Source organism: Novosphingobium taihuense (genome assembly GCF_007830315.1).
Lineage (GTDB): Bacteria > Pseudomonadota > Alphaproteobacteria > Sphingomonadales > Sphingomonadaceae > Novosphingobium > Novosphingobium taihuense.
Map to the genome: position 1 here is coordinate 219,635 of NZ_VLKJ01000006.1, position 25,723 is coordinate 245,357.

A 25,723-nucleotide genomic window follows, 5' to 3' on the forward strand; every position below is an offset into this window, starting at 1 on the left:
CGAAACGGGGGCTGTGGCCCCCGTTTCACTTCATGGCAACAGCGAAGGCCGCTCGCCCTCGGGCAGCATTTCTGCCTCTTCCTCAGCGCGCCGCCTGGCGTCAGCCCGCTCGGTAAAGCGCATCAGGATCAGCGTTCCTTCAAACAGGAACAGCAGCGGGATCGCCAGCATCAACTGCGAGACCACGTCCGGCGGCGTCGCCACGGTCGCTACGGCAAAGATCACCACGATGGCATAGCGCCGCGCCTTGACCAACTGGTCACGGCTGACGATCCCTGCGCGATTGAGCAGCATCAGCAGCACCGGCAGCAGGAAGCTGATCCCGAACGCAAGGATGAACTGCATGACCAGGCTGAGGTAATCCCCCGTCCCCGGCAGCGCCTCCAGTTGCAACCCGCCCTTGTTGCCTTCGAAGCCGAGGAACCACTTGAACGCAGTCGGCATCACGATGAAGTAGGCAAGGCTGGCGCCTGCGGTGAAGAGGATCGGCGTGGCCAGCAGGAACGGCAGGAACGCCCTCTTCTCACGCGCATAAAGCCCCGGCGCGACAAACGCCCAGAGCTGGTTTGCGATCACCGGAAAGCTCACGAAGAACGCCGCGAACATCGAAACCTTCAGCTCCACGAAGAACGCTTCGTAAAGCTTGGTATAGATCAGCTTGCCCTGTCCCGGCGGGAAGGCATGAACCAGCGGCTGAGCAAGGATCGCAAAGATGTCGTCGGCGAAATAGAAACACACCGCAAACGTCGCCACCAGCGCATATACGCAGCGCAGCAGGCGCGTGCGCAGTTCCAGCAGGTGGTCGAGCAGCGGGGCCTGCGTCTCGTCGATGTCCGAAATCACGGTTGCGGAGCCTCCGGTCTCGAAACCTTCTCCTCGGGCGGCATTGGCCCGATCATCACCGGATCGGCAGGAGCGGCGGGCGCATCAGACGGCAACGGTTCGGGAAACGGGTCGTTCTGATCCTCGGCTGCGGCAACGGTCTGGCCCTGTGCAGCAGCGGCTTCCTGCGCCGCCGTTTCGCGCATGATCCGCTCGTTCTGCTCCTTCCACTTGCGCTCCATCTCCTCCATTTCCGCCTCGCGGATCATGGTTTCGATGCCAGCCTTGAAGTGGTTGGAAACGCGGCGCATCTTCGCCACCCACCGCCCTGCGGTGCGCAGCGCCATCGGCAGGTCCTTCGGGCCGATCACCACGATCGCCACGATGACCAGCACCAGAAGTTCGGACGCGCCGATATCGAACACGGCTATGCCGCCTTGCTGTCGAGGAGAGGCTTACTGGGCCTGATCGGTCGAGGTCGGCTGCGGCGCAGGGCTCGCAGGCGGCGGGGCCTGCTGCTGGATTTGCGCAGGCGGCACGATCGGCTTGTTGTCCTCGTCGGTCATGCCCTGCTTGAAGCTTTTGATGCCCTTGCCGAAATCGCCCATCATCTCGGAGATGCGGCCACGGCCGAACAGGACCAACACGACCAGTGCAAGCACGATCAGGTGCGGAAGGGAAAGACCACCCATTATACCAACTCCTTTGCGAGCCCCTAGATAGGGATCGCGCGCCCCGCTTGCCAGTTCTTAAGTAGCGTCAATCGGCGTCTTCTTCGCCAGACGGACTTTCTGCCCCCGTGTCCCCATCGTCGCCCCCCGTCAAGACGGCAAACGCCTCTTCAACCGGGTCGAGCAGCCCTGCAGCGCGCAATTCCTCGATTCCGGGCAGGTCGCGCCGCGATTGCAGCCCGAAATGCGTGAGAAAATCGGGCGTTGTCGCATAGATCGTCGGGCGTCCCGGCACCTCGCGCCGCCCGGCGATGCGAATCCAGCCCGCTTCCAGCAGCACGTCGAGCGTGCCCTTTGCCGTCTGCACGCCGCGAATCGCCTCGATCTCCGCCCGGCTTACCGGTTCGTGATAGGCGATGATCGCCAGCGCCTCGGTCGCCGCACGCGAAAGTCGGCGCGGCTCTTCCTTCTCACGCCGCAGCAGGTGCGCAAGATCCGCAGCGGTCTGGAAATGCCAACGGCCGCCACGCTCAACCAGATTGATCCCGCGCTCGGAGTACAACTCGGCCAGCCGTTCCAGCACCGGACCAACGCTTGCGCCTTCAAGATGCGCCGAAATCTCCAGCTCAGTCATCGGCTGCTCTGCCGCAAACAGCGTCGCCTCCACCGCGCGCTCCAGATCGCCAGGCCGTTCGCTCATGCCCGCGCGGCCCGCAACATCAGCGGCCCGAAAGCCTCGTCCTGTGCAATCTCCGCCTTGCCCTGCTTGGCCAGCTCCAGCGCTGCCAGAAAGCTTGATGCCAATGCCGACTTGCGCAGGAGCGGATCGGCATCGAGCGGCAGGAACGCGCGCAGATCGGTCCAGTCCATCGCCACGCCCAGCATCCTGGAAACCCGCGTCAGCGCCGCATCCAGCGTCATCACCGCGCGTTCGCGCACCATATGCACCACAGGCCGGTTGCGGTGCTTGATCGCGCCATAGGCCTGGATGAGCGAGAACACATCGCACTTCCACAGCGCCTTGCGATCAACCCGCAGGCCCTCGGGATTGCCTCGAACAAAGACATCGCGGCCCACGCGGTCGCGCCCCATCAGGCGTCCGCCAGCCTCGCGCATCGCGCCCAGCCGCTGCAGCCGCAATTGCAGCTTCAGCGCCAGTTCCTCCGGGCTCGGCTGCACTTCGGGATCGCGCGGCAGCAGCAGCAGCGACTTCAGGTAGGCGAGCCACGCCGCCATCACCAGATAATCCGCCGCCAACTCCAGCTTCAGCGCCTTGGCACGTTCGATATAGTCGAGATACTGGCCGACCAGATCAAGGATCGAAATGGTCCGCAGATCGACCTTCTGCCTCCGTGCCAGCTCCAGCAGCAGGTCGAGTGGCCCTTCCCAGCCATCCAGCTCGAGATAGAGTGCGGCATCGCCGGTCTGAGCCGTGGCAATGCCTTCCCATGCCTCGTCGCCGTCAAACAATGCAGGTTCGACGACGTCCACCATCAGGCAAGTTCCAGCAACTGGTCACGCGTCGCGATCAGAGCCGCCTGGCCGGCAAGATCGGCAGGCCCATCAAACGCCCCCGTCCCCGCCAATGCCCGCTCCAGCCGCTCGGCAGTCTTGACGCTCATGGCGGTCAACCCTTCGGCAATACCGATCATGTCGTCCATCTTCGCCCAGCAGTTGAGCGCAATGTCGCAACCTGCCGCCTGTGCCCGCACCGCACGCTCGGGCACCGTGCCGCCCAGCGCCTGCATGTCGAGGTCATCGGTCAGAAGAAGCCCGTCAAAGCCTATCGCCTTGCGGATCACCTCTTCGATCACGAAAGCCGATAGCGTGGCCGGATTCTCGGCATCCCATGCGGTGAAGCGCAGATGCCCGGTCATCGCGATGGGCGCGTTCTTCAATGCGCGGAACGGTGCCAGATCCAGCTCCAGCTCTTCAGCGCTCGCGGTCACGACCGGCGTTTCCTTGTGGCTGTCCACCATCGAACGCCCATGCCCCGGCATGTGCTTGACCACGCCCGCCACACCTGCCCGCGCCAGCCCGTCGAGCGTCGCCCGCCCGAGTGCTGCCACCCGCATCGGCTCGGACCCCAGCGCCCGGTCCCCGATCACGTCGTGCGCGCCTTGTTGCCGCACATCGAGCAGCGGCAGGCAATCGACGCTGATCCCCGCCTCGGCCAGATCCAGTCCCAGCGCGTGGGCATTGGCCCGCACCGCCTCGATCGCGCTGGCAGGAGCCACGTCGTAAAGCCGGTCAAACCGCTCGCCCGGAGGGTAAGCCGCCCAGACCGGCGGCTTCATTCGCGCAACGCGCCCGCCTTCCTGATCGATGCAGATGAACGTGCGCTCGCGCCCATGCAGCGCGCGCAATTCGTCGGTCAGCGCCCGCACCTGCGCGCGGCTCTCCACATTGCGCCCGAACAGGATATACCCCGCCGGGTCCGCATCGCGGAAGAATGCGCGCTCGTCATCGGTCAGGGTCAGGCCCGAAAGCCCGAAAATTGCTGGCAACATCGCGTTTGAGTGCGCGAAATAGCGCGGATTTGGCAAGGGTGCCTGCGGTGAAGGCGGGGGAAAACGGGCCCCCTAGGCCTCCACCACTGGATGCTTGCCTCAGATCAGCGCTTCACCTGGCACTTCAGCCCACCAGCCTGCAACTTCTGGCAAAGCGCGCTGGCCGAAGCCAGATCGCCCGCCACTGCCTGCAGGCGATAGACCGTCCCGATGTCGGCCTTGCCCTCGACCACGCGGTGCGACAGGCCCTTGAGCGCATCGTGATTTCCGACGAGCTTCTGCCAGCCAGCTTCCGCCGCGGCATTGGACGAGAACGCCCCGACCTGAACGCCAACCCCGCCTGCGGCAGGCGCGGGCTTGGGTGCTGCCGCAGCGGCAGACGCGCTCGCGCTTGGCTTGGCCGCTGGCGATGCTGCAACTGCAGGCGTCGGCGAGGCAGAGTCAGCCAGGTTTGCCATCGGCTTTTCACCGTCGCTCACCTTGAAGCTCGAATCACCGGTGCCGGCGAATGTCTTGCCGCCGGGGTCCTTGGGCGTGACCTTGTAGGGCTCCTTGCTCGCCTCGATCAGGCTGCCATCGGCGTTCGCGGGTCCGGAGGTGCGGTTGCTGGCATACCAGATGCCGCCAACCAGCGCGGCGAGCACGATCAGGCCCATGACCGCAAAGCCGATCAGTCGCCCGTTGCCGCTGTCTTCTTCCTCGCCGTCGATATCGTCGGCGCTTTCGAGCCAGGGTAGACGCTCCTCGTCGCCCAGCGCCAGGCGTTCGCCGCCAACAGGTTCAGCCAGTTCGGCGGACACGTCGAACGGCTTGCCTGGCTGCTGGTCGCCGCTGTCCTGGTCCCAGCTGTTTTGGTCGTTCTCACCGATCATTGCCTGCCCCTGCCCCGTAATGACGTCAAAGTTCCTGAGCTGCCTCAACGCCTAGCAGCGCGAGACCATTGCGGATTACCTGCCCGATTTGTTGGGCGAGGAAAAGGCGGGCTGCGGTCATTGCGGAGTCTTGTGCCACAATGAAGCGCTTCTCGGGCCGGTCGTTCCCCAGATTGTAGTAGGAATGGAACGCCGAAGCGAGGTCGTGGAGGTAGAACGCGATGCGGTGCGGCTCGCGCGCCACGGCTGCGGCTTCCACGGTGCGCGGAAACTGCGCGGCCAGCTTCACCAGTGCCAGCTCTTCCTCGCCAAGGAGAGACAGGTTTTCTCCTGCCGGGGCAAAGCCTTCGTCGGCACCCTTGCGAATGTTCCTGCAGATACGCGCGTGGGCGTACTGCACGTAGAACACCGGGTTGTCCTTGCTGGCCTCGACCACCTTGGCAAAGTCGAAGTCCATCTGCGCATCGGGCTTGCGGGTCAGCATGGTGAAGCGCACCACATCCTTGCCCACTTCGTCCACCATGTCGGAAAGCGTCACGAAGTTGCCGGAACGCTTGGACATTTTCACCGGCTCGCCATCGCGCAGCAGCTGCACCATCTGCACCAGCTTGACCTCGAAGGGCTTTGCCACGCCGCCATCGGCGCTCGTCAGTGCGGCCACCGCCGCCTTGATCCGCTTGACGGTGCCCGCATGGTCCGCCCCCCAGATATCCACCAAAGCATCGGCATTCTGCGCCTTCTGGAAGTGGTAGGCCAAGTCCGCGCCGAAATAGGTCCACGCCCCGTTCGACTTCTTGATCGGACGGTCCTGATCGTCGCCGAACTTTGTCGAGCGGAACAGCGGCAGTTCCACCGGCTCCCAGTCTTCAAGCGTCTTGCCCTTGGGCGCTTCAAGCTGGCCGTCATAGACAAGGTCATGATCGCGCAGCCACTTCTCGGCGGCGTCCACCTTGCCCGAAGCCTGAAGCTCCGCTTCGGATGAGAAAAGGTCGTGGTGGATGCCGAGCGTGGCAAGATCGGCGCGGATCATGTCCATCATCGCCGCCACCGCGCGGGTGCGGAACAGGATCAGCCATTCGCCCTCAGGCGCACCGACGTACTTGTCGCCGAACTCCTCGGCCAGCGCCTTGCCCACCGGCACAAGATAGTCGCCGGGATACAAACCTTCAGGAATCTCAATGCCTTCGCCCAGCGCCTCGCGGTAGCGCATGTGCACCGAGCGGGCGAGCACATCGACCTGCGCGCCAGCATCGTTGACGTAGTATTCCTTGATGACCTTGTGCCCGGTGTAGGCGAGCAGGTCCGCCAGCGCATCGCCGACCACCGCACCGCGGCAATGGCCCATGTGCATCGGCCCGGTCGGATTTGCCGAGACATATTCGACATTTACGACCTTGCCGCCGCCCATGGTCGAACGGCCATAGTCTGCCCCGGCCGAAGCGATCAGCGCCAGCTCACCGCGCCATGCATCGTCGGTCAACCGCAGGTTGATGAACCCCGGCCCGGCAATTTCCGCCGAGATTACGCGAGGTTCCTTCTCCAGCTCGGCCACCAGCAGCGCCGCCAGCGCGCGCGGATTGGTGCCGGCCGGCTTGGCAAGGACCATCGCCGCGTTGGTCGAAAGATCGCCATGCGAAACATCTCGCGGCGGCTCGCAGGTCACCGCCGATCGGTTCAGACCGGCGGGCAGCGAGCCTGCGGTTTCGAGCGCGGTGAGCGCGGTGTCGATTACCGATGCGAAGTCGGCGTGGAGGTTGATCCGGGCGTCTGTCATGGGCGGGCGGTTAGCCCAATCGCGGGCAAAGCGAAAGGGCATGCATTTGCCTGCCCTTCACCCTTGTCAGTTGCCGCCCTGCCTCGGAGAGTTGGGGGAGAGTTGCCCCTTTGCCTCCGAGAGTTGGAGACTTACTTGCGGACGTTGAATTGCAGCTGGTCGTTGGTCAGCTGGAAGCCCACGAGGAGTTCGAAGTTCGCCTTGGCAAGGGCTGCCTTCACATCTGGCTGCGACAGCGGATCGACCGCAGCGTCCTCGTCACCGGCACGACGCTTGCGCGTGATCCGCTTGACGATGTCTTCGGGCAGCGAGGCCTCGGCCTTGTCGACATAGGCTGCGGCCTGACCCTTGGCCGAGGCACGGTCCTGCCCGTCGGCGAAATCGATCACGACCTTGCCGATGCGCTTGGCCACCACGATGTTGCCACCGCGCACCACGGTGGAGAAGTAGGGCAGCTCGACCCGGCGCGCGCCCCGCTTGTCGGCACGGCGGGCAAGCACGTCGAAAGTGGCGACCGAATTCAGCTTTTCACCATCGGTGCACTGGGCGCGTAAATTGGTGATCACCGCCTCGACATCGATCGACGCCGAATCGGTACGGTCAGGCGAGGTGAACAGGGTGACGTCGCCGGTGTAGTCAGGAATGCCGACGCGCGGGCAAGGGTCGCGCAGCGCGGTAACGCCCACGGCATCATCGACAACCAGTTCGCCCTTCTTGCCGCCGCAACCGACCAGCGCGAGTGCCGCGACGAGCGGTAGCCCCATGATTGCGATACGGCGGGCGTTTACGTTCATGGACACTCAATCCTCGATGCTTGCAGCGTTTTGCCGGACACAGTCTGGCACTCAGTTCGGCATTTTGGCCACCTCTACCCACCGCAACCGCTTTCGGCAATGGCGGCGGGCCGCGCTTGCTGCTAAGTGGCGCAGGATGAACGCCAGCTTGCCAGATGTCGCCGCCCAAACGGCTCCCTTACGCCTGCTTATCGCCGCCCCGCGCGGCTTCTGCGCCGGGGTGGACCGCGCGATCGAGATCGTCGAACGCGCGCTGCAGCGCTTCGGCGCGCCGGTCTATGTCCGGCACGAGATCGTGCACAACCGCTTCGTGGTCGATGGCCTGAAGGCCAAGGGCGCGATCTTCGTGGAAGAACTGGATCAGGTGCCCGATGGTGCTCCGGTCGTCTTCTCGGCCCACGGCGTGCCCAAGGTGGTGCCGCAGGATGCCACCGCGCGCGGGCTCGACTGGCTCGACGCCACCTGCCCGCTGGTGTCCAAGGTCCACCGCCAGGCCGAACGGCAGGTCGAGGCCGGGCGGCATATCCTGTTCGTCGGCCACAAGGGCCACCCCGAAGTGATCGGCACGATGGGCCAGGTTCCCGAAGGCACGATCACGCTGGTCGAGACCGTGAATGACGTGGCGAAGCTGCCATTCGGCACGGACAAGCCGCTGGCATTCCTGACGCAGACCACGCTTTCGGTGGACGACACGGCCGAGATCGTAGCGGCCCTGCGCGCCAAGTTCCCGCAGATCACCGGCCCCAAGGCCGAGGACATCTGCTACGCAACCTCCAACCGGCAGGAAGCCGTCAAGGCGATTGCCGCCGAGTGCGACCTGCTGCTGGTGATCGGCGCGCCGAACAGTTCCAACTCGCTGCGCCTTGTCGAAGTGGCCGAGCGCATGGGCACGCGCTCGCGCCTGATCCAGCGCGCGAACGAGATCGATCCCGAATGGCTCGACGGCGTGAACACGCTGGGCCTGACCGCCGGAGCCTCCGCGCCCGAAGTGCTGGTGCGCGAGGTCGTGGCAAAGATCGGCGAGCTGCGGCCCGTTTCGGAAGAGACGGTGACCACCGCCGAGGAAAAGATGGTCTTCAAGCTGCCGCGCCAGCTGCTCGACTAAGGCGCGGAAATCATGGCGGTCTATACCCAGATCGGCGCGGAAGAGATGGCCGCGCTTATCAACGAATTCGACGTGGGCGAGCTGGTCTCGGCAAAAGGCATCGCCGAGGGCGTGTCCAATTCCAACTGGCTGCTGGAAACCACTGGCAAGGATGGTGCAAGCGCACGCTTCATCCTGACGATGTACGAGTTCCGCATCGAGCTGGAAGACCTGCCCTACTTCCTCTCGCTGCTCGATCACCTTGCCGCCAAGGGCTGCCCCGTGCCGCGCACGATCCATGACCGCGAAGGCGCGCTGTTCCGCCGCCATGGCGAGAAGGCATTGGCGCTGATCGAGTTCCTCCCCGGCGTTTCGGTGAGCGAGCCGACCGTTGGACAGGCGCGCGCAGTGGGCGCGGCACTGGCGCAGATGCACGCGGCTTCTGCGGATTTCGCAGGCTCGCGCGAGAATGGCATGGGGTTGGCCGAATGGCAGCGGCTGTTCGATGAATGCGGGCCTGAGGGATTGGCTTCGATCGATCCGGAGCTGGCGGGGCTTGTGGCAGAACACATGCCCAAGATCGCCGCAGGCTGGCCACAGGACCTGCCGCGCGCGGTGATCCATGCCGACTTGTTCCCCGACAACGTGCTGATGCTGGGCAACAAGGTCAGCGGGTTGATCGACTTCTACTTCGCCTGCAACGACCTGATGGCCTACGACGTGGCGGTGACCCACGCGGCATGGTGCTTCGATGCCACGGGGCGCGATTTCAGCGCGGACCTGTCTCAAGCGCTGCTCGAAGGCTACGAATCCGTGCGGCCCCTGCTGCCGCAGGAGCGTGCCGCCCTGCCCCTGCTGGCGCAGGGCGCAGCGATGCGCTTCACCTCAAGCCGCGCCTATGACTGGCTGAACACGCCCGCCGACGCGCTGGTGATGCGCAAGGATCCGATGGCCTTTGCGCGGCGCCTGCAGTTCTACGCCGCCAACCCTGAGGTGTTTGCGTGAAGCACGTCGAAATTTTCACCGATGGTGCGTGCAAGGGCAATCCCGGCAAGGGCGGCTGGGGCGCGCTGCTGCGCATGGGCGAGCACGAGAAGGAAATGGCCGGCTCCGAAAAGGAAACGACCAACAACCGCATGGAACTGATGGCCGCGATCAAGGCCTTGGAAGCGCTGAAGCAGCCCTGCCGCGTGACGCTCCACACCGACAGCAAGTACGTGCTCGACGGCATCACCAAGTGGATCTTCGGCTGGCAGAAAAAGGGCTGGAAGACCGCCGACAACAAGCCGGTCAAGAACGAAGACCTGTGGCGCGCACTGGTCGACGCGGCGCGCCCGCACAAGATCGAATGGGTCTGGGTCAAGGGCCACGACGGCCACCCGGAAAACGAACGCGTGGACAAGCTGGCGAGCGACGCGGCGGTGGCGGCCTGAGAGGGTTGGCGCGCGGTCTTTCGACCGTTTGCACCGACGTCCCGGACCTGATCCGGGACCCCGCTGTCTTCTGACACTTCAGGTTTGGCGCTGAACCCCAAGAAAAGCGGGGCCCCGGATCAAGTCCGGGGCGACGGCGGGTTTTGGGGTTTGGCATTTGGTGAGCGAGTGGCTGGTTTGGGGTGGACTGTTGCCATTAGTTCAAGAGAGTCCTGTTCTATTGCGCAATGTGAGCTGCGACCATTGTGACCACAATGATTGCCACATATAAAGCGCACGACTTCAGCATGAGCCTCGTGGCTCCCTGTCGTCTGCTCCACTGGTAGCGAACCGCAATCACCCACACTGGCAGTGCTACGACGGCTCCGCCAACAATGATCCAATCCCTCAAAGTCATTCTGCTGGATTAGCATGCGATTGAACGTCCGCAATGGCGTCGTATCGGAACGGCAGCTTCTGGGCGTTTCCCCCGGTTATCGGCCCTGATCCTGCACGGTGTCAGCCGTAAACTAACTCAAAAAAGCAACTGGCGTTGCGCGGGCGTCCTTCGACAGGCTCCGGACGAGCGGACATTACGCCAGCTTGCGCCTTCACAATCCTCCCTGTTTTCACCGTAGGTGCAAACGGGGAGGGGGACCGTCCCGGACTTGTCCGGGATGGTGGAGGGGTTTAGACATCTACCCCTCCGTCAGCCCAGCGGGCTGCCACCTCCCCTTTTGCACTGCGTGAAAAAGGGGTGGATCGAAGCCTTAATCGACCGTGGTATCCACCACGTCTGCATCCGGGCCGTTCTTCAAGATCGACTCAATCGCGTTCTTCGCGCTGGCCTTGCTCGAGTAGCCTTCGGTCCAGAAAATGGTTTCGCTGTTGTGGCAGAAGTAGGCGACGAACTCGCCGGCCTTGTTCTTGCGGATCTCGAAACGGTGCGCCATCGCGACTCTCCCAGTCGTTAAACCGGGTTAACCAGTATCACGGAAAACGCGCAGGCGAATAGGCGCTTGGGTCGATTTCGGCGGTGAGGCCATCGCGGGGCAGCCCGAGCAGAAGTTGCGCGGCGAGCCTTGCGGCCGCGGGCGCGGTCTGGATGCCGAAACCGCCCTGCCCTGCAAACCAGAACAGGCCCTCTACCGCAGGATCGAAGCCATAGACCGGCAAGCGGTCGGGCGAGAAGGAGCGCAGGCCGGCCCAGCGGCGTTCGAGCGCGGCGATCTTCCAGTCGACCACGTGTTCGAAGCGGTCGATGGCGATGGCGACGTCCAGTTCCTCGGGCGCGGCGTCTCCGGCAACGTCGGGAATCTCGTCGTGCGGGGAGAGCCAGAGGCGTCCGCCCTGCGGCTTGAAGTAGAAGTCCTCGTTGATGCCCAGCACCAGCGGCAGCTCGTCCGCAGGGGCGGGATCGGTGCGCAGCTGTACGATGGTGCGGCGCAACGGCTGGATGCCAAGCGGGCGGGCTCCGGCGAGGGTGGCGAGGCCGTCGGCCCAGGCTCCGGCAGCATTGGCGACGATGGGCGCGCGGGCTTCTCCGCCTGCCCATGACAGCCGCCACATGCCGCCTTCGCGCTCCAGCTGTTCGACGCGGGCGCGGACGCGCAGGACGGTGCCGGTGCGCTTGGAGGCGGCGAGGTAGTGCTGGTGCAGCCCCGCCACGTCGATATCGGCGCAGCCCGGCTCCCATGCGCCGACCACCCATTCGGGCCTGAGGCCCTGCACCCGCGATTCCAATTCGGCGCGGCCCTGCAAGTGAAGCGTCGCGCCAAGCGCGGTGAACTTCTCGACGAAAGCCTCGACCCTGTCGCGGTCCTGCGCCTGCCCGAGATTGAGCGCGCCGCGCGGGGCCAGAAAGCCGCCTTCGCGCAAGTAGCGGCCTGAGGCCATGGTCAGCGGGAAGACGCCGGGGCCGCCGTAGGTTTCTTCCCAGAACGCGGCGGAGCGGCCGGTGGTGTGATATCCGGGGGTGTCCTCGGCCTCGACCAGCAGCACGCGCGCGTGGGGAGCGCATTCGGCGGCAAGGCTTGCCCCTGCCATCCCTGCGCCGATGATCGCAACGTCGAAATCGCCTGCAAACGTGGTCACGCCGATGCGGTCTCCGGGGCAGGAGCCATGCGATCGAGGAAATCATCGATGGTGTGGATGACCTTGTCGCGCACGGGATCAGCCTCCCGCAGCAGTTCGTGGCGCGCCTCGCGGCCCCAGCTTACGAGCTGCGCGCGCGGCAGGCGGCGGGCGGTACGTTCGATCGCCTTCCACGAGACGAGGCCGTCGTAGCGGGTGGCGAGCAGGAGCACAGGCACATCGACCGACTCGAGCAGTCCCGGCGCATCGAGCGCGATCATCGAGGCATAGCCACGCTCGACCCAGCGCCACGATCCGGGGCCCATGCCCAGGTAAGGGCGCTTGGCCTTCCACTGAGTCTCGTCGTCATAGCGGTCATGATCGTGGGTGAGCAGGGTGTTGCGCGCGGCAGCGGTCGCGCCGGGCTTCTCGCTGATCTTCCATGCGGGACGCGCCGGATCACCGAATCGGCACATCGACTGGGCCACTTTGAGCAGCAACCGATTCGGCCCTGGTGTTAGGAATCCGAGCATCGGAGCGCTCAGCACCACCGCAACAGGGTTAATGCGCTTTTCCGCAACAGCACGTAATACAAGGTGTCCGCCCATCGAATGGCCTACGATGACGTGGGGTGCAGGCGTGTTCGCGACCCATTGCGACCAGAAGGCGGCGAGGTCGTCCAGCCAAATGCCGAAATCCTCGACATGGCCGATATCGGGGTGGGCCGAGAGCCTGCCGGACCCTGCCTGACCGCGCCAGTCGAGCGCAGTGACGCGCCAACCCTCACAGTTCCAGTAATCCAGAGATTCCAGATACTTCTCGTAGAAATCTCCACGTCCCGGAAGAAACAGGATGGAACCGCGCGGAGGCTCGGTGCTGGCAGGGGCCTCCGGCCCTGACCAGTCGATCCGGCGGATGGCGTGACCGTCGTCCGCGGTCCAAGTGCTTTCGACTGCATCGTCCGGAATCGCCCTGCGATCGATCCGCCTGATCGTCCCGAATTCCATGCCTGCGACGCCTCCACCGACGCATTTGTGCGCCAAGGTTTGGTTACCGTTTGGTAAGTGATTGTCCCGTATGCCCCGAAACATGCAGGGGAACACCATCGTTTACGGACTGGTCGGGGCATTGGCAATCGCACTGCTGGTTGCTGCCTTCACCGATATCCGCCGCCGCCAGATCGACAACTGGCTGAACGCCGCGATTGCGCTGGGGGCTCCGGCCTACTGGTGGGCGGCGGGTCTCTCGCTGTGGCCCGATGTGGCGATGCAGGTGGGCGTGGCCCTCCTCGCCTTCGTGGTGCTGGCAGGACTTTTCGCGCTCAAGCTGATGGGCGGGGGCGACGTGAAGCTGCTGGCAGCGCTGGCGCTGTGGGTGCCACCGCTAGGCTTCGTGAAGCTGCTGGTGATCATGTCGCTGCTGGGCGGTCTGCTGACCATCATCTTCGCCGCGTGGCACTACACCGTGACCCGCAGGCGCGATGCAAAGATCCCCTACGGCGTGGCGATTGCCAGCGCGGGACTGATCACTCTGGCCCCGATGCTCGAGGCCGGTTGGCGCTCCGTTACGGGCGCATGAACGGAATATCACAAATTTTAACCAATTTGCCCGACAGATGCGGGCCTGACTTCAGAGGGCGGGACAAGTAGCCATGGACAAGAGGAAGCTGATGCTGCTGGTGGGGGCGCTGATCGTGGCGATCGGCACGGCCTTTGCCGCACGGAGCCTTTTCGCCGGTGCATCGACGCCGCAGGCGGAAGCCGCAGCCAAGATGCCGGTGGGTCCGAAAGTGCTGGTCGCCCAGCGCGCTCTGCCGGTCGGCACGATCATCACGGCAGATTCGATCAACTTCCAGGCATGGCCCAAGGACATGGTCCAGGACGTCTACTTCGTCGAAGGCGAAGCCGACATGCAGAAGCTGCTCGGCACTGTCGTCCGCAACCCGATCACTGCAGGCGAGCCGGTCACCAAGGGCAACCTCGTGGCTCCCGGCGACCGCGGCTTCCTCGCAGCGGCTCTGGGACCAGGCATGCGCGCCGTCACCATCCCGGTCTCGGCCCGCACGGGTGTTGCCGGCTTCGTCTTCCCGGGCGACCACATCGACCTCGTGCTGACCCAGACCGTCAAGGGCAATGGTGACAGCGGCATGTCGCTCAAGGCTTCGGAAACGATCCTCAAGAACCTGCGCGTACTGGCTACCGACCAGTCGACCGAGCAGGAAATGGTCGAAGGCAAGACCCGCGTCCGCACCTTCAGCACCGTCACGCTCGAAGTGACCCCCAAGATCGCCGAGAAGATCGCGGTGGCTCAGACCATCGGCACGATCAGCCTCTCGCTGCGCTCGCTGGCCGACAACTCGGCCGAACTGGAGCAGGCGATTGCCTCGGGCGACATCAAGATCCCGGCTGGCGTGAGCAAGAGCCAGGAAGAAGCCCTGCTCAAGCAGGCGCTGGCCCGTCCGATCGAAAGCACCAAGGCAAGCTTCGTGACCGGCGGCGACGTCTCGCGCTTCCAGCGTTCGACCGCCCCTGTCGCCGCACCTGCCGGTGGTGCCCCTGCCATGGCCGCACCCGGCCCGCAGATGGCATCGAACGGCGCACCGATCCGCCGGGGCCCCGTGGTCCGCGTGACCCGCGGCAAGGACACCGAAGACGTCGCGCTGGGAGGGAAGTGATGACCCAGGCTCCCATCTCCAAGATCATGCGCACGATCCCGAATTCGAAGGGCAGATCCATGAACCGCCGTCTCTCCTCCACGCTCATCTCGGCTGCGATGATCGCCACGCCGCTGGCCCTTGTGCCTGCGACCGGCGCCCTCCACGCCCAGAGCATGACCAGCCCTGCCCGCACTGTCACGATCTCGATCGGACGCGGCGAACTGGTCACCGTTCCGGGCCGCATGGCCGACGTGTTCGTCGCCGACGACAAGGTCGCCGACGTGCAGGTCAAGTCGACCAACCAGCTCTATGTCTTCGGCAAGTCTGGAGGCGAGACCACGGTCTATGCCAGCAACGCCAAGGGCGACGTGGTGTGGTCTGCCAATGTCCGCGTCGGCAACAATATCGACTCGATCGACCAGATGCTGCACCTCGCCATGCCCGAGGCGCGCGTCAACGTTTCGACCATGAACAACACAGTGCTGCTGACCGGCACCGTCGGTGCACCCGAAGATGCCGCTGAGGCCGAGCGCCTGGTCAAGGCCTTCGTGGGCGACAAGACCAACGTGATCAGCCGCCTCAAGATGGCAACACCGCTGCAGGTAAGCCTGCATGTGAAGTTCGCCGAGGTGAGCCGCACGCTTGTGCGCCAGATCGGCGTCAACCTGACGACGATCGACGGTTCGGGCGGCATCAAGTTCGGTATTGGCCAGGGCCGCGCAATCGGCTCGACCTTCAACACACACCCGCAACTTCCTCTGGCGGTGGGTGCTGGCGACATCAGCGTCAACGGTTACATCCTCGATCCCACCGGTGCCACGCAGAACTTCGTCAAGACGCCTGGTACAGCCGTTTCCTCCCTTGCATCAGGCACGACGCTCTCGGGCATGGGCAAACTACTCGGCCTCGATCTGCTCGGCGCGCTCGACGCTGGCGAAACCATTGGCCTCGTGACCACGCTTTCCGAACCGAACCTGACCGCACTTTCGGGTGAAACGGCAGACTTTCTCGCGGGCGGTGAATATCCGATCCCGGTTTCGCAAGGCCTTGGCACCACGTCGATCGAATACAAGAAGTATGGCGTCAGTCTGGCTTACACCCCGACGGTGCTTGCCAATGGCCGCATCTCGATCCGCGTTCGCCCGGAAGTGTCGGAGCTTTCCAGCACCGGGGCACTCAAGCTCGACAACATTGAAATTCCGGCGCTGACCGTGCGTCGCGCCGAAACCACTGTCGAACTGGGTTCGGGCCAGTCGTTCATGATTGCGGGCCTGTTACAGAACGGTGCGCAGAACCAGTTGTCCAAGATGCCGGGCGCGGGTGACATCCCGATCCTGGGCTCGCTGTTCCGTTCGACCAGCTACAAGAAGGGCGAGACCGAACTGGTGATCGTGGTGACGCCTTATCTGGTGAATCCGGTCAACGCGAACGACATCACGCTGCCGACCGACGGCTTCCAGAGCCCCAACGACATCCAGCGCCTGCTCGGCAACATGGAGAACGACGGGGTGACCGGGGGTGACCGGCCCAAGCCGACCGAGAAGGAAGGCACTGTCCAGGCCGGACCCAAGGTCGGCGCTCTCGAGGCTCCCGCCAGTGCCAACCAGCCAGCCGACCGTCGCAGCGACAAGAAGGTCGCAGCCGTCGCGCCCGGCTTCAGCATCCAGTGAGAAAGGGTAAAGCCATGCGCCTCTTCCAATCCCGCCGCGCACCGATGGTGCTGGTTCTCTCGCTGGCAAGCGTGCTTTCGGCATGCTCGGTGAATGCGCCCGAGAACCGGATGCTCAATTCGGTCCACCAGCCGGTTGTCCAGCGCGACCGCTATGTCTTCGACATCGAGACCCTGCCCGGTGGCGGCATTTCGATCCCCGAACAGCGCCGCCTTGCCGGCTGGTTCGAAAGCTTCGGTCTAAAGTATGGCGACCGGATCGCAATCGACGATCCGCTGCAGTCAAAGGCAACCATTGCCGCAGTCGATGCGGTGGCTGGTCGCTGGGGCATGTTCGTTGACGGTCCTGCCCCGGTCACGCCGGGCTATGTCGCAGCTGGCGGCGCTCGCGTCGTCGTGACCCGCGCCACGGCTTCGGTGCCGGGCTGCCCTGACTGGACCGCCAAGTCCGACTTCTCGATGAGCAATCGCACCACGTCTAACTTCGGCTGCGCGATCAACAGCAATCTTGCCGCCATGGTCGCGAACAAGGAGCACCTGGTTCAGGGCGCCGATGGCACCGGCGAGACGACCGTGATGAGCGGCACCAAGGCGATCGACAGCTTCCGTGCAGCACGTCCGACGGGTGAGCAAGGCCTCAAGAACAACGTGACGTCCAATGCATCTGGCGGAGGGAACTGAAGCCATGAGCTGGAAGAATGCAAATCGCGACGCCTTCGCCGCCTTCATGTGCGACGAAACCGCGCTCGACATCCTTCGCCCGGTCGTCGTCGACATGGGCTGGGCGCCCGAGAAGTGCCACCGCGGAGGCCTTCGCAACGCGATCCAGTCGCTTTCGATCACGGCCAGCCCGAACATCCTGATGGTCGATCTGTCCGAAAGCGGCGACCCGCTGAACGACATCAATGCGCTTGCCGAAGTCTGCGAACCGGGCACCGTCGTGATCGCGGTGGGCCAGGTCAACGACGTGCGCCTCTATCGCGACCTGATCGCGTCGGGCATCCAGGACTACCTGCTCAAGCCGCTCAATCCCGGACAGATCCGCGATGCGCTGGTGCAGGCACAGACGATCTTCACCGCGCCCAAGAGCCATGATCCGGCCGCAGTGAAGCGTCATGTCTCGACCGCCGTCGTCGGTACGCGCGGCGGGGTCGGTGCATCGACGCTGGCGACCTCGCTCGCCTGGCTGTTCAGCACCGATCATAAGCTGCCGACCGCGCTGCTCGATCTCGACGTTCACTTCGGCACTGGCGCGCTGACGCTTGATCTCGAGCCCGGTCGCGGCCTGACCGACGCGATCGACAATCCGAGCCGCATCGACGGGCTGTTCATCGAACGCGCGATGATCCGCGCCAACGACAATCTCGCGATCCTGTCGGCAGAAGCTCCGATCAGCTCGCCGTTGATGACCGATGGCAGCGCCTTCGTGCAGTTGGAGGAAGAGTTCCGCCAGGCCTTCGAGATGACCGTCATCGACATGCCGCGCAACATGCTGATCAATTTCCCGCACCTGCTGGGCGACGTGAACGTGGTCATCCTTGCCACCGAACTCACGCTGTCGGGCGCTCGCGATGCGATCCGCCTGCTTTCCTGGCTGAAGACCAACGCAGCCCACGCCCGCCCGATCATCGTGGCCAACAAGGTGCAGGCCGGTGCGAACGAGATCAGCAAGGCCGACTTCGAAGCCTCGATCGAGCGTAAGATCAATTACATGTTGCCCTACGACATCAAGGGTGCATCGAACGCCGCCAAGCTCGGCCAGACGTTCGTCGCGGCCAACCGCGCATCGAAGGCTGGCGGAATCATCCGCGATATCGCCCACGCGATCATCGGGTCGCCGGAAGACGATGGCGCCAGCGACGCCCTGCCCGGCGTCCGGAAGGCATCGCTACTCGGCAAGTTCGATCTCAAGAAGATGCTCAACAAGCCCAAGGTCGGCGCACCCGCCTGAACGGCGGCGCCATGATCTCAAGGTGACAGGAACGGACCGGCAATGACGAGCATAACCCAGCTGATTCTGATGTCCGCCGGCATGATGGTGGCGATGGTGCTGGGCTATGCGGCGCTTTCAGGCCCTTCCGCGTCGAAGGAAAGCGGGCGACGTCTGCAGTCGGTCCGCTTCCGGCACTCGGACAGCGCAATCGATAAGGTCGAGGCCCAATACCGCAAGACCTTGGCCTCCCGCAAGCCGCGGACGATGAAGATCGCGGGGTCTGGTTCGCGCATGGAGGCGCTCGAGTTACGCCTGCACCGTACCGGCAAGGGCTGGACGCTGTCGCAGTATCTCTATGTCAGCGGCGGACTTGCCCTGTTCATCCTGATTGCCGTGTACCTGAAGACAGGCGCCCCCTTGTTGGCGCTGGGTGCCAGCGTTCTGGTGGGCAGCGGTCTGCCGCACTTCTTCGTCTCGCGTGCGATCAACAAGCGCGTCGACAATTTCACCACCCGCCTGCCGGATGCGCTCGACCTGCTGGTTCGCGGCCTGCGCTCTGGCCTGCCGGTAACCGAAACCCTGGGCGTGGTCGCCACCGAGCTTCCCGGCGCGGTCGGCGAGGAGTTCAAGCTGGTGACTGACCGCATCAAGGTCGGCCGGACCATGGAAGAAGCGCTGCAGGATACGGCGGACCGTCTGAACCTGCCTGAATTCAACTTCTTCTGCATCACTCTTGCCATCCAGCGTGAAACCGGTGGCAACCTTGCCGAGACGCTTTCGAACCTCTCGGACGTGCTGCGCAAGCGTGCCCAGATGAAGCTGAAGATCAAGGCGATGAGCTCGGAATCGAAGGCGTCGGCCTATATCGTCGGCTCGTTGCCCTTCATCGTCTTCGCGTTGATCTACTGGCTCAACCCGTCTTACCTCGGGAAGTTCTTCGTCGACGACCGTCTGATCATCGCCGGGCTCGGCGGGCTGACCTGGCTGGGTATCGGTTCGTTCATCATGGCCAAGATGGTCAGCTTCGAAATCTGAGCGGGAAGGAAAGGTCATGATTCAGAACCCGCCCGGACCGACACTGCTCGGCTTCGATGTCTACCTTATCGGTTCGATCCTGCTGGGAATCGCGGCTGCGGCTGTGATGCTGGCGATCTATGCTGCAGTTACCGTGCGCGATCCGATGGCCAGGCGCGTCAAGGCGCTGAACGAGCGGCGCGAGCAGCTCAAGGCCGGGATCGTCACCGCCAATGCCCGCAAGCGTCAGAGCATTGTCCGCCGGAACCAGACCACCGACCAGATCCGCGGCTTCCTCGAATCGCTGAAGGTTCTGCAGGACAGCCAGCTCAAGGTCATCCAGCAGAAGCTGGCGCAGGGAGGCATCCGCAAGAAGGAATGGGCGGTCGCGGTCATTCTCGGTCGTCTGGTCGGGCCGATCGCGCTCGGACTTCTCGGCGCGCTGATGTTCTACTGGACCAACATGTTTGGCGACTGGAGCCCGATGAAGCGCATGGGCGCTTTCATGTTCATGCTGATTGCTGGCTACAAGGGGCCTGACGTCTTCATCCAGAACATGGTCTCCAAGCGCACCAACGCGATCCGCAAGGGCCTGCCCGATGCACTCGACCTGCTGGTGATCTGCGCCGAGGCAGGTCTCACCGTCGACGCTGCCTTCAGTCGCGTGGCGCGCGAACTGGGCCGTGCATATCCGGAACTGGGCGACGAATTCGCGCTGACCGCGATCGAGCTTTCGTTCCTGACCGAACGCCGCCAGGCCTTCGAAAACCTCGCCTATCGCGTCGACCTTGAATCGGTGAAGGGCGTGGTGACGACCATGGTACAGACCGAACGTTACGGTACGCCTCTGGCCTCGGCCCTGCGTGTGCTCTCGGCCGAATTCCGTAACGAACGCATGATGCGCGCCGAGGAAAAGGCCGCACGGCTGCCCGCGATCATGACCATCCCGCTGATCCTGTTCATCCTGCCGGTGCTGTTCATCGTGATCCTTGGCCCCGCAGCCTGCTCGATCAGCGACACCCTGATCCACAAGAAGACCTGATCAGGTAGCTTTCAAACGAAATGGGCCCCGCCGGGATATTCCGGCGGGGCCCTTTTCGTTTGCCCGTTGGCTTTGTTCAGGAGCGCGTGACGGTGTGATCGATCGCGCCGAAGATGCTCTTGCCCTTGGCGTCGCGCATCTCGATCCGCACCGTATCGCCCCACTTCAGGAACGGCGTGGTCGGTTCGCCTGCCGCGATGGTCTCGACCATGCGCTGCTCGGCAATGCAGGCGTAACCGCGGCCTCCCTGCGCAACCGGCCTTCCCGGCGAACCATCGGGATCGCGGTTGGAAACGGTGCCGGAACCGATGATCGACCCTGCGACCAGCTTGCGCGTTCTGGCCAGGTGCGAGATCAGCACGCCGAAATCGAAGGTGCATTCCTCGCCGGCTTCGACCCTGCCAAATGGCTGGCCGTTCACGTCGATCGCCAGCGTGCGGGCAAGTCTGCCATGCCCCCAAGCCTCGCCCAGCGTGGCCGGGGTGACGAAGACCGGCGAGAAGTGGCTTGCCGGCTTGGACTGGACGAAGCCGAAACCCTTGGCGAGTTCGCCGGGAATAAGGTTGCGCAACGATACGTCGTTGACGAGGCCGACGAGGCGAATGTAGCCCAAGGCCTCCTCAGCGCTGACACCCTGCGGCACGTCACCGGTGACGACAACGATCTCTGCTTCGAGATCACAACCCCACGATTCGTCGGCAAGCAGCAGCGGATCGCGGCCACCGCGCAAATCGTCGCTGCCGCCCTGATACATCAGGGGGTCAGTCCAGAAGCTCTCCGGAAGCTCCGCGCCACGTGCCTTGCGCACGAGTTCGACGTGATTGACGTAAGCGCTGCCATCGGCCCACTGGTACGCGCGGGGCAGCGGGGCGCAGGCCTCACGCTCGTGAAAGCGCTTGCGCGGAATGGCCTCATGGGAAAGCTCGATCGCCAGAGACTCGACCATCGGGCAATAGCGATCCCAATCATCAAGCAGAGCCTGCATCGTCGGCACGATGTGATCGGCATCCGCGTACCAGGCAAGGTCATCGGACACGACGATCAACCGACCGTCACGTCCTTGCGGCAGTGATGCCAGCTTCACTTGCAGTCGCCTTCAATGGTGCGTGCGGCCTTCAGCAGCTTTTCGAGAATGACGCGCAGCTTTTCCTGCTCGCGAGGGGTGATGGCGGCGAAGATCTTGTCGTACATTTCGACCGCCTGCGGCCAGATCTTGCCATGGAGATCACGGCCCGCCGTCGTCAGTTCGAGATGATGCGAGCGACCGTCCAGTTCGTTCGGGCTGCGCTGCAGCAGACTGCGCTCCTCAAGCACCTTGCAGGCACGATTGACCGCAACCTTGTCCATCAGCGTGGCTCGGACGAGATCGCGCTGGGTCAACGCTCCAGCATCGCCGAGGACGGCCATGATCCGCCATTCTGGGATCTTCAGGCCGAATTCGCTGCGGTACTCGCCCGCGATCAAGCCGCTCACCGCATTCGAGGTGATTGCCATCCGGTATGGCAGGAAATCGGAAAGACGGGTCTGTGTCTGAGGCATGATTTCGTATCACATGAAACCAGCCCGGTGTGCAAGAGCGAAATAAAGTGACACCAAGCCGCGCATTTCCCGCTAATTGATTACCAAGGACGGTGCCAAACGAAATTTTCTTTACCCACTGCGCGCTCAACTATTGCCCGCGCAGGCCGCAACAAAAGCGGCTTTGCTGCGGCCAAAGCTCCGTCAATGTGGCCTGCGCGATCAGTGCGCGAGGATGCCCGCCATGATGAAATCGACGGTGTGTTCGCGGTAGCTGTCGCGCAGCCCCTCGGTCAGGGTGTCCTGATCAAAACAATGCTTCAGCACCAGTCTGGCCGAGAAAAAGCGATCAGCTGCACCGGTCACGGTGAAATAGAACAGCTGCGGATCGATCGGCCGAAAAACACCAGCCTTCACGCCATCGCCGATGAACCGATTGTAGGCGCGGTGCAACGGCAGGAGGTACTGGTCGGCAATGCGCTTGGCTTCGGTCTCATCGCTGTCGCGCACAAGGCGCATGAGCAGGCGATTGAGATAAGGATAGTCGTAATAGGTATCGATGCTCTTGGAGATATGGCGGCGAAGCTTGGCTTCCGGGCTCATGTCATCCTTGGCGAGAAGGGCATCGACCGACTTGACAATATTTTCCATGTCACGATCGAGCAAGGCCTTGAGCATCCCGGCCTTGTTGCCGAAATAGTACTTCACCAGAGCCGAGTTCAGGCCTGACCGCAGGCTCAGCTCGGACAGCGATATATCGACCACGTCACCCTCGCGCATGATGCTTGAGGCGGTCTGCAGCAGCAGATCACGTGCACCCGGCGTTTCGAGGCTTTCCCCCTTTTGCACTTCTGTATTCATTCCCAACCCGGCTCGTTCCAAAACGGATAAAACGCAGGCATATCCGAAGAAACGCGTCCAGGGTAGCGGGGAGCGCGCTTTTCAAGGAAACTTGCGATGCCTTCTGCTGCATCGCCGCCGCGCGATAGGGTATAAATTGCCCTGCTATCAATCTGATGCGCCTGCATCGGGTGCGAGAAATTGGGATTGTGCCACAGCATCGCGCGGGTCATCGCAACCGAGACTGCGCTGGTATTGTCAGCAATCTCGCGCGCCAGAGCAATCGCCGCGGGCATAAGGTCTTCGGGTTCGTGCAACGACCGCACCAGACCGCCGCGCAAGGCCTCCTCTGCGTCGAAGACCCGGCCGGTCATGCACCATTCCAGCGCTTGCGGCATTCCGACAATGCGCGGCAGGAACCAGCTGGAAGCCGCTTCAGGCACGATCCCGCGACGGGCGAATACAAGACCGAAGCGCGCCTTCTTCGAAGCGAGGCGGATATCCATCGGCAATTGCATGGTCACGCCCACGCCCACCGCGGCGCCATTGATCGCGCCGATCACCGGCTTCTTCGACTGGAAAATGCGCAAGGTCAGCATGCCGCCGCCATCGCGCACGCGCGGGTCGGACAGGTCTTCTACCGCTTCGCCGCTTGAGAACACATGCTTGCCATCATCGGGGGTGAGGTCGGCCCCGGCACAGAACGCGCGGTCCCCTGCCCCGGTCACGATCACCGCCCGCACGCTGTCGTCAGCGTCTGTGCAATCAAACGCGTTGATCATCTCGTTCATCATCGTGCCGGTATAGGCGTTCATCTTTTCCGGACGGTGCAACGTGATCGTTGCGATGCCGTCGGCGATGTCGAGCTTGATCTGCGTGTAGTCGGCCAAGAAACCTCTCCCAAGTCGATGGAGGCGGGGTCGATGCCCCGCCTCTCACCATGTCGTCAGATCAACGCGGCGCCATGCGAATCGCCCCGTCGAGACGAACGTCCTCGCCGTTGAAGTATCCGGTCTCGATCATGCACATGGCAAGGTTGGCATATTCTTCGGGCATGCCGAGGCGCTTGGGGAACGGAACGGAAGCGGCAAGCGCATCCTTCACGTTCTGGGGCGCGCCCTGCAGCAGCGGGGTGTTGAAAATGCCCGGCAGGATGGTGTTGACGCGGATGCCCTCGCTCATCAGATCGCGCGCGATCGGCAGGGTCATGCCGACGACGCCACCCTTCGAAGCCGAATAGGCGGCTTGGCCCATCTGGCCATCCTCTGCCGCAACCGATGCGGTGTTGACGATCGCACCACGCTCGCCGAACTCGTCACACGGATCGAGCGTCATCATGCCGGCTGCCGACTTGGCGATGCAGCGGAAGGTGCCGACGAGGTTGATCTGGATGATCCAATTGAAGGCATCCATCGGGAAGTGCTTGATCTCGCCGGTTTCCTTCGAGCGGCTGGCAGTCTTGATCGCGTTGCCGGTACCTGCGCAATTGACGAGGATGCGCTCCTGGCCATGTGCGGCACGGGCCTTGGCGAAACCAGCATCCACGCTTTCGTCGCTGGTCACGTTCACTTCGCAGAACACGCCGCCGATCTCGGCAGCCATGGCCTCGCCCTTTTCCTTCTGCAGGTCGAAAATGGCGACCTTCACCCCCTTGGCGGCAAGCGCGCGGGCCGTGGCGGCACCAAGGCCGGAAGCGCCACCGGTAACGACGGCGGCAACGGTGTTGTCGAGCTTCATGGAGTCAATCCTCTCTCAGAGACTGGAAAATCAAAGGGCTTCGATGATGGTGACGTTGGCAACGCCCCCGCCTTCGCACATCGTCTGCAGGCCATACTTGCCGCCCCGCGCGCGCAGGGCGTGAACAAGCGTGGCCATGAGCTTGGTACCTGATGCGCCAAGCGGATGGCCAAGCGCGATGGCGCCGCCATTGACGTTGAGCTTTTCCGGATCGGCACCGGTGTGCTTGAGCCAGGCCATGGGCACTGAGGCAAATGCCTCATTTACCTCATAAAGGTCGATGTCGGAGATCTTCATGCCCGCGCGCTGCAACGCGCGGTCAGTGGCAAAAAGCGGCTCTTCGAGCATGATCACAGGATCGCCTGCCGTCACGGTCAGGTTGTGGATGCGGGCAATCGGGGTGAGGCCGTGGGCTTTGAGCGCGGCTTCCGAGACGACAAGCACAGCGCTCGACCCGTCGCAGATCTGGCTGGAACTGGCAGCGGTTAGCGAGCCTTCGGGATTGAGCAGCTTGACCCCGGCAATGCTTTCGAGCGTGGCATCGAAGCGGATGCCTTCGTCCACGGTGTGCATGGCCGGGCCTTCGGGAGTCTCGATCTCCACGCCCACGATCTCGTTCGCAAAAGCCTGCGCCTGCGTTGCGGCAATCGCCTTCTGATGGCTCGACAGAGCGAAGCGGTCGAGTTCGTCCTTTGTGAAGCCGTGCTTCCTGACGATCATTTCTGCGCCCATGAACTGCGAGAACATGATCCCCGGATACTTTTCCTCAAGTCCGGGCGACTTGTAGTGCCCCAGGCCCTCCTTCATGTGGAAGGTGGCGTTCGAGCCCATGGGCACGCGGCTCATGCTTTCGACGCCCGCAGCAATCACCACGTCCTGCACGCCCGACATCACAGCCTGCGCCGCGAACTGGATCGCCTGCTGCGAGGAGCCGCACTGGCGGTCGATGGAAACGGCTGGCGTCGATTGCGGCAGAAGCTTCGAGGCGAGTACGGCATTGCGGCCAACCTGCATTGCCTGCTGCCCGGCCTGCGTCACGCAGCCCATTATCACATCGTCGATGGCCGTGGGATCGATGCCGGTGCGCGCCACGATCGCATCGAGGCTGCGCGCGGCGAGGTCCACCGGATGCACGCCGGCAAGCCTGCCGCCACGGCGCCCACCGGCGGTACGCACCGCATCAACGATATAGGCTGTGGCCATTTCACTCGACTCCTCGCAAAGCTCATTTAATCGAACGATTAAGCAGTGCGGCCGCGATGGTCAAGCGGGCTTGTGGAGTTCCCTCCCCCGCCCCATAGA

28 protein-coding genes are annotated in these 25,723 nt (G+C 63.6%); 10 read left to right on the forward strand and 18 right to left on the reverse strand.

Translation table 11 applies throughout. The features are described from left to right. Window positions 1-30: 30 nt before the first annotated feature. The 9 genes from tatC to IQ25_RS13695 all read right to left on the reverse strand — a co-directional run bounded on the left by tatC (window position 31) and on the right by IQ25_RS13695 (window position 7,443). On the reverse strand, window positions 31-843 hold the full coding sequence (tatC, locus tag IQ25_RS13655) for a twin-arginine translocase subunit TatC (RefSeq protein ID WP_144906732.1): 813 nt from the start codon (window positions 841-843) through the stop codon (window positions 31-33). Then, on the reverse strand, window positions 840-1,247 hold the full coding sequence (gene tatB / locus IQ25_RS13660) for a Sec-independent protein translocase protein TatB (protein WP_144906734.1): 408 nt from the start codon (window positions 1,245-1,247) through the stop codon (window positions 840-842). Before tatB ends, tatC begins: the two co-directional genes overlap by 4 nt. A gap of 30 nt (window positions 1,248-1,277) precedes the next feature. Further along, window positions 1,278-1,514: a twin-arginine translocase TatA/TatE family subunit gene (locus tag IQ25_RS13665; protein WP_144906737.1), complete on the reverse strand. Its 237-nt coding sequence runs from the start codon at window positions 1,512-1,514 to the stop codon at window positions 1,278-1,280. A 67-nt stretch (window positions 1,515-1,581) separates the two neighbouring features. After that, window positions 1,582-2,193: an SMC-Scp complex subunit ScpB gene (gene scpB, locus IQ25_RS13670; RefSeq protein WP_144906739.1), complete on the reverse strand. Its 612-nt coding sequence runs from the start codon at window positions 2,191-2,193 to the stop codon at window positions 1,582-1,584. Next, the gene (locus tag IQ25_RS13675; RefSeq protein ID WP_144906742.1) at window positions 2,190-2,987 is read right to left on the reverse strand and encodes a segregation and condensation protein A; all 798 of its coding nucleotides are present in this window, start codon (window positions 2,985-2,987) and stop codon (window positions 2,190-2,192) included. Before IQ25_RS13675 ends, scpB begins: the two co-directional genes overlap by 4 nt. Continuing rightward, a complete protein-coding gene (gene nagZ / locus IQ25_RS13680; protein ID WP_144906744.1) occupies window positions 2,987-4,003 on the reverse strand; it encodes a beta-N-acetylhexosaminidase in 1,017 nt (338 codons plus the stop codon). The genes IQ25_RS13675 and nagZ overlap by 1 nt, the downstream gene beginning before the upstream one ends. A 104-nt stretch (window positions 4,004-4,107) precedes the next feature. Next, window positions 4,108-4,875, reverse strand: a complete 768-nt coding sequence (locus tag IQ25_RS13685) for an SPOR domain-containing protein (RefSeq protein ID WP_144906746.1) — start codon at window positions 4,873-4,875, stop codon at window positions 4,108-4,110. 25 nt (window positions 4,876-4,900) lie between these two features. Further along, window positions 4,901-6,649, reverse strand: coding sequence for an arginine--tRNA ligase (argS, locus tag IQ25_RS13690; protein WP_144906892.1), 1,749 nt, complete (start codon window positions 6,647-6,649; stop codon window positions 4,901-4,903). Between the two features lie 131 nt (window positions 6,650-6,780). After that, window positions 6,781-7,443, reverse strand: coding sequence for a hypothetical protein (locus tag IQ25_RS13695; RefSeq protein WP_144906748.1), 663 nt, complete (start codon window positions 7,441-7,443; stop codon window positions 6,781-6,783). A gap of 136 nt (window positions 7,444-7,579) precedes the next feature. Between IQ25_RS13695 and ispH the strand changes: the two genes are divergently transcribed. From ispH to rnhA, 3 genes are read left to right on the forward strand one after another with little or no spacing between them, the layout of a single operon-like run. Next, entirely contained in the window at window positions 7,580-8,548 is a 969-nt protein-coding gene (gene ispH / locus IQ25_RS13700) for a 4-hydroxy-3-methylbut-2-enyl diphosphate reductase (protein WP_144906750.1), read from the forward strand. Window positions 8,549-8,560: 12 nt separating this feature from the next. Further along, entirely contained in the window at window positions 8,561-9,532 is a 972-nt protein-coding gene (gene thrB, locus IQ25_RS13705; RefSeq protein ID WP_144906752.1) for a homoserine kinase, read from the forward strand. Then, window positions 9,529-9,960 carry a ribonuclease HI gene (rnhA, locus tag IQ25_RS13710; protein ID WP_144906754.1) on the forward strand — a complete coding sequence of 144 codons (432 nt, stop codon included), beginning with the start codon at window positions 9,529-9,531 and terminating at the stop codon, window positions 9,958-9,960. Before thrB ends, rnhA begins: the two co-directional genes overlap by 4 nt. A gap of 749 nt (window positions 9,961-10,709) precedes the next feature. On the opposite strand, the gene IQ25_RS13715 is transcribed toward rnhA, so the two are convergent. From IQ25_RS13715 to IQ25_RS13725, 3 genes are read right to left on the reverse strand one after another with little or no spacing between them, the layout of a single operon-like run. After that, entirely contained in the window at window positions 10,710-10,892 is a 183-nt protein-coding gene (locus tag IQ25_RS13715; protein ID WP_144906756.1) for a YegP family protein, read from the reverse strand. A 37-nt stretch (window positions 10,893-10,929) separates the two neighbouring features. After that, window positions 10,930-12,033 carry an NAD(P)/FAD-dependent oxidoreductase gene (locus IQ25_RS13720; RefSeq protein WP_258537035.1) on the reverse strand — a complete coding sequence of 368 codons (1,104 nt, stop codon included), beginning with the start codon at window positions 12,031-12,033 and terminating at the stop codon, window positions 10,930-10,932. Then, entirely contained in the window at window positions 12,030-13,019 is a 990-nt protein-coding gene (locus IQ25_RS13725) for an alpha/beta hydrolase (protein WP_144906758.1), read from the reverse strand. Before IQ25_RS13725 ends, IQ25_RS13720 begins: the two co-directional genes overlap by 4 nt. Window positions 13,020-13,101: 82 nt before the next feature. Between IQ25_RS13725 and IQ25_RS13730 the strand changes: the two genes are divergently transcribed. The 7 genes from IQ25_RS13730 (at window position 13,102) to IQ25_RS13760 (ending at window position 20,326) form a co-directional block, all read left to right on the forward strand. Then, window positions 13,102-13,590: an A24 family peptidase gene (locus IQ25_RS13730; protein WP_246415783.1), complete on the forward strand. Its 489-nt coding sequence runs from the start codon at window positions 13,102-13,104 to the stop codon at window positions 13,588-13,590. Window positions 13,591-13,663: 73 nt separating this feature from the next. Beyond that, on the forward strand, window positions 13,664-14,686 hold the full coding sequence (gene cpaB / locus IQ25_RS13735) for a Flp pilus assembly protein CpaB (protein WP_144906762.1): 1,023 nt from the start codon (window positions 13,664-13,666) through the stop codon (window positions 14,684-14,686). Beyond that, the gene (locus IQ25_RS13740; RefSeq protein ID WP_144906764.1) at window positions 14,686-16,338 is read left to right on the forward strand and encodes a type II and III secretion system protein family protein; all 1,653 of its coding nucleotides are present in this window, start codon (window positions 14,686-14,688) and stop codon (window positions 16,336-16,338) included. Before cpaB ends, IQ25_RS13740 begins: the two co-directional genes overlap by 1 nt. 14 nt (window positions 16,339-16,352) lie before the next feature. After that, window positions 16,353-17,018, forward strand: coding sequence for a CpaD family pilus assembly protein (locus tag IQ25_RS13745; protein WP_144906766.1), 666 nt, complete (start codon window positions 16,353-16,355; stop codon window positions 17,016-17,018). Between the two features lie 4 nt (window positions 17,019-17,022). After that, window positions 17,023-18,288 (forward strand): AAA family ATPase, encoded by a 1,266-nt coding sequence (locus tag IQ25_RS13750; RefSeq protein ID WP_144906768.1) that lies wholly within the window; start codon window positions 17,023-17,025, stop codon window positions 18,286-18,288. A gap of 42 nt (window positions 18,289-18,330) precedes the next feature. Further along, entirely contained in the window at window positions 18,331-19,305 is a 975-nt protein-coding gene (locus IQ25_RS13755; RefSeq protein ID WP_144906770.1) for a type II secretion system F family protein, read from the forward strand. 16 nt (window positions 19,306-19,321) lie between these two features. Further along, window positions 19,322-20,326, forward strand: coding sequence for a type II secretion system F family protein (locus IQ25_RS13760; RefSeq protein ID WP_144906772.1), 1,005 nt, complete (start codon window positions 19,322-19,324; stop codon window positions 20,324-20,326). A 76-nt stretch (window positions 20,327-20,402) separates the two neighbouring features. Here IQ25_RS13760 and IQ25_RS13765 read toward each other — a convergent pair whose 3' ends face one another. The 6 genes from IQ25_RS13765 to IQ25_RS13790 form a co-directional block, all read right to left on the reverse strand. Beyond that, window positions 20,403-21,410, reverse strand: a complete 1,008-nt coding sequence (locus tag IQ25_RS13765; RefSeq protein ID WP_144906775.1) for a fumarylacetoacetate hydrolase family protein — start codon at window positions 21,408-21,410, stop codon at window positions 20,403-20,405. Next, on the reverse strand, window positions 21,407-21,865 hold the full coding sequence (locus IQ25_RS13770; protein WP_144906777.1) for a MarR family winged helix-turn-helix transcriptional regulator: 459 nt from the start codon (window positions 21,863-21,865) through the stop codon (window positions 21,407-21,409). Before IQ25_RS13770 ends, IQ25_RS13765 begins: the two co-directional genes overlap by 4 nt. A gap of 201 nt (window positions 21,866-22,066) precedes the next feature. Further along, a complete protein-coding gene (locus tag IQ25_RS13775) occupies window positions 22,067-22,705 on the reverse strand; it encodes a TetR family transcriptional regulator (protein WP_144906779.1) in 639 nt (212 codons plus the stop codon). Continuing rightward, window positions 22,702-23,574: a crotonase/enoyl-CoA hydratase family protein gene (locus IQ25_RS13780; protein ID WP_144906781.1), complete on the reverse strand. Its 873-nt coding sequence runs from the start codon at window positions 23,572-23,574 to the stop codon at window positions 22,702-22,704. The genes IQ25_RS13775 and IQ25_RS13780 overlap by 4 nt, the downstream gene beginning before the upstream one ends. Window positions 23,575-23,635: 61 nt before the next feature. After that, window positions 23,636-24,421: an SDR family NAD(P)-dependent oxidoreductase gene (locus tag IQ25_RS13785; protein WP_118072143.1), complete on the reverse strand. Its 786-nt coding sequence runs from the start codon at window positions 24,419-24,421 to the stop codon at window positions 23,636-23,638. A 30-nt stretch (window positions 24,422-24,451) separates the two neighbouring features. Continuing rightward, window positions 24,452-25,624 (reverse strand): acetyl-CoA C-acetyltransferase, encoded by a 1,173-nt coding sequence (locus IQ25_RS13790; RefSeq protein ID WP_144906783.1) that lies wholly within the window; start codon window positions 25,622-25,624, stop codon window positions 24,452-24,454. Between the last annotated feature and the right edge of the window lie 99 nt (window positions 25,625-25,723).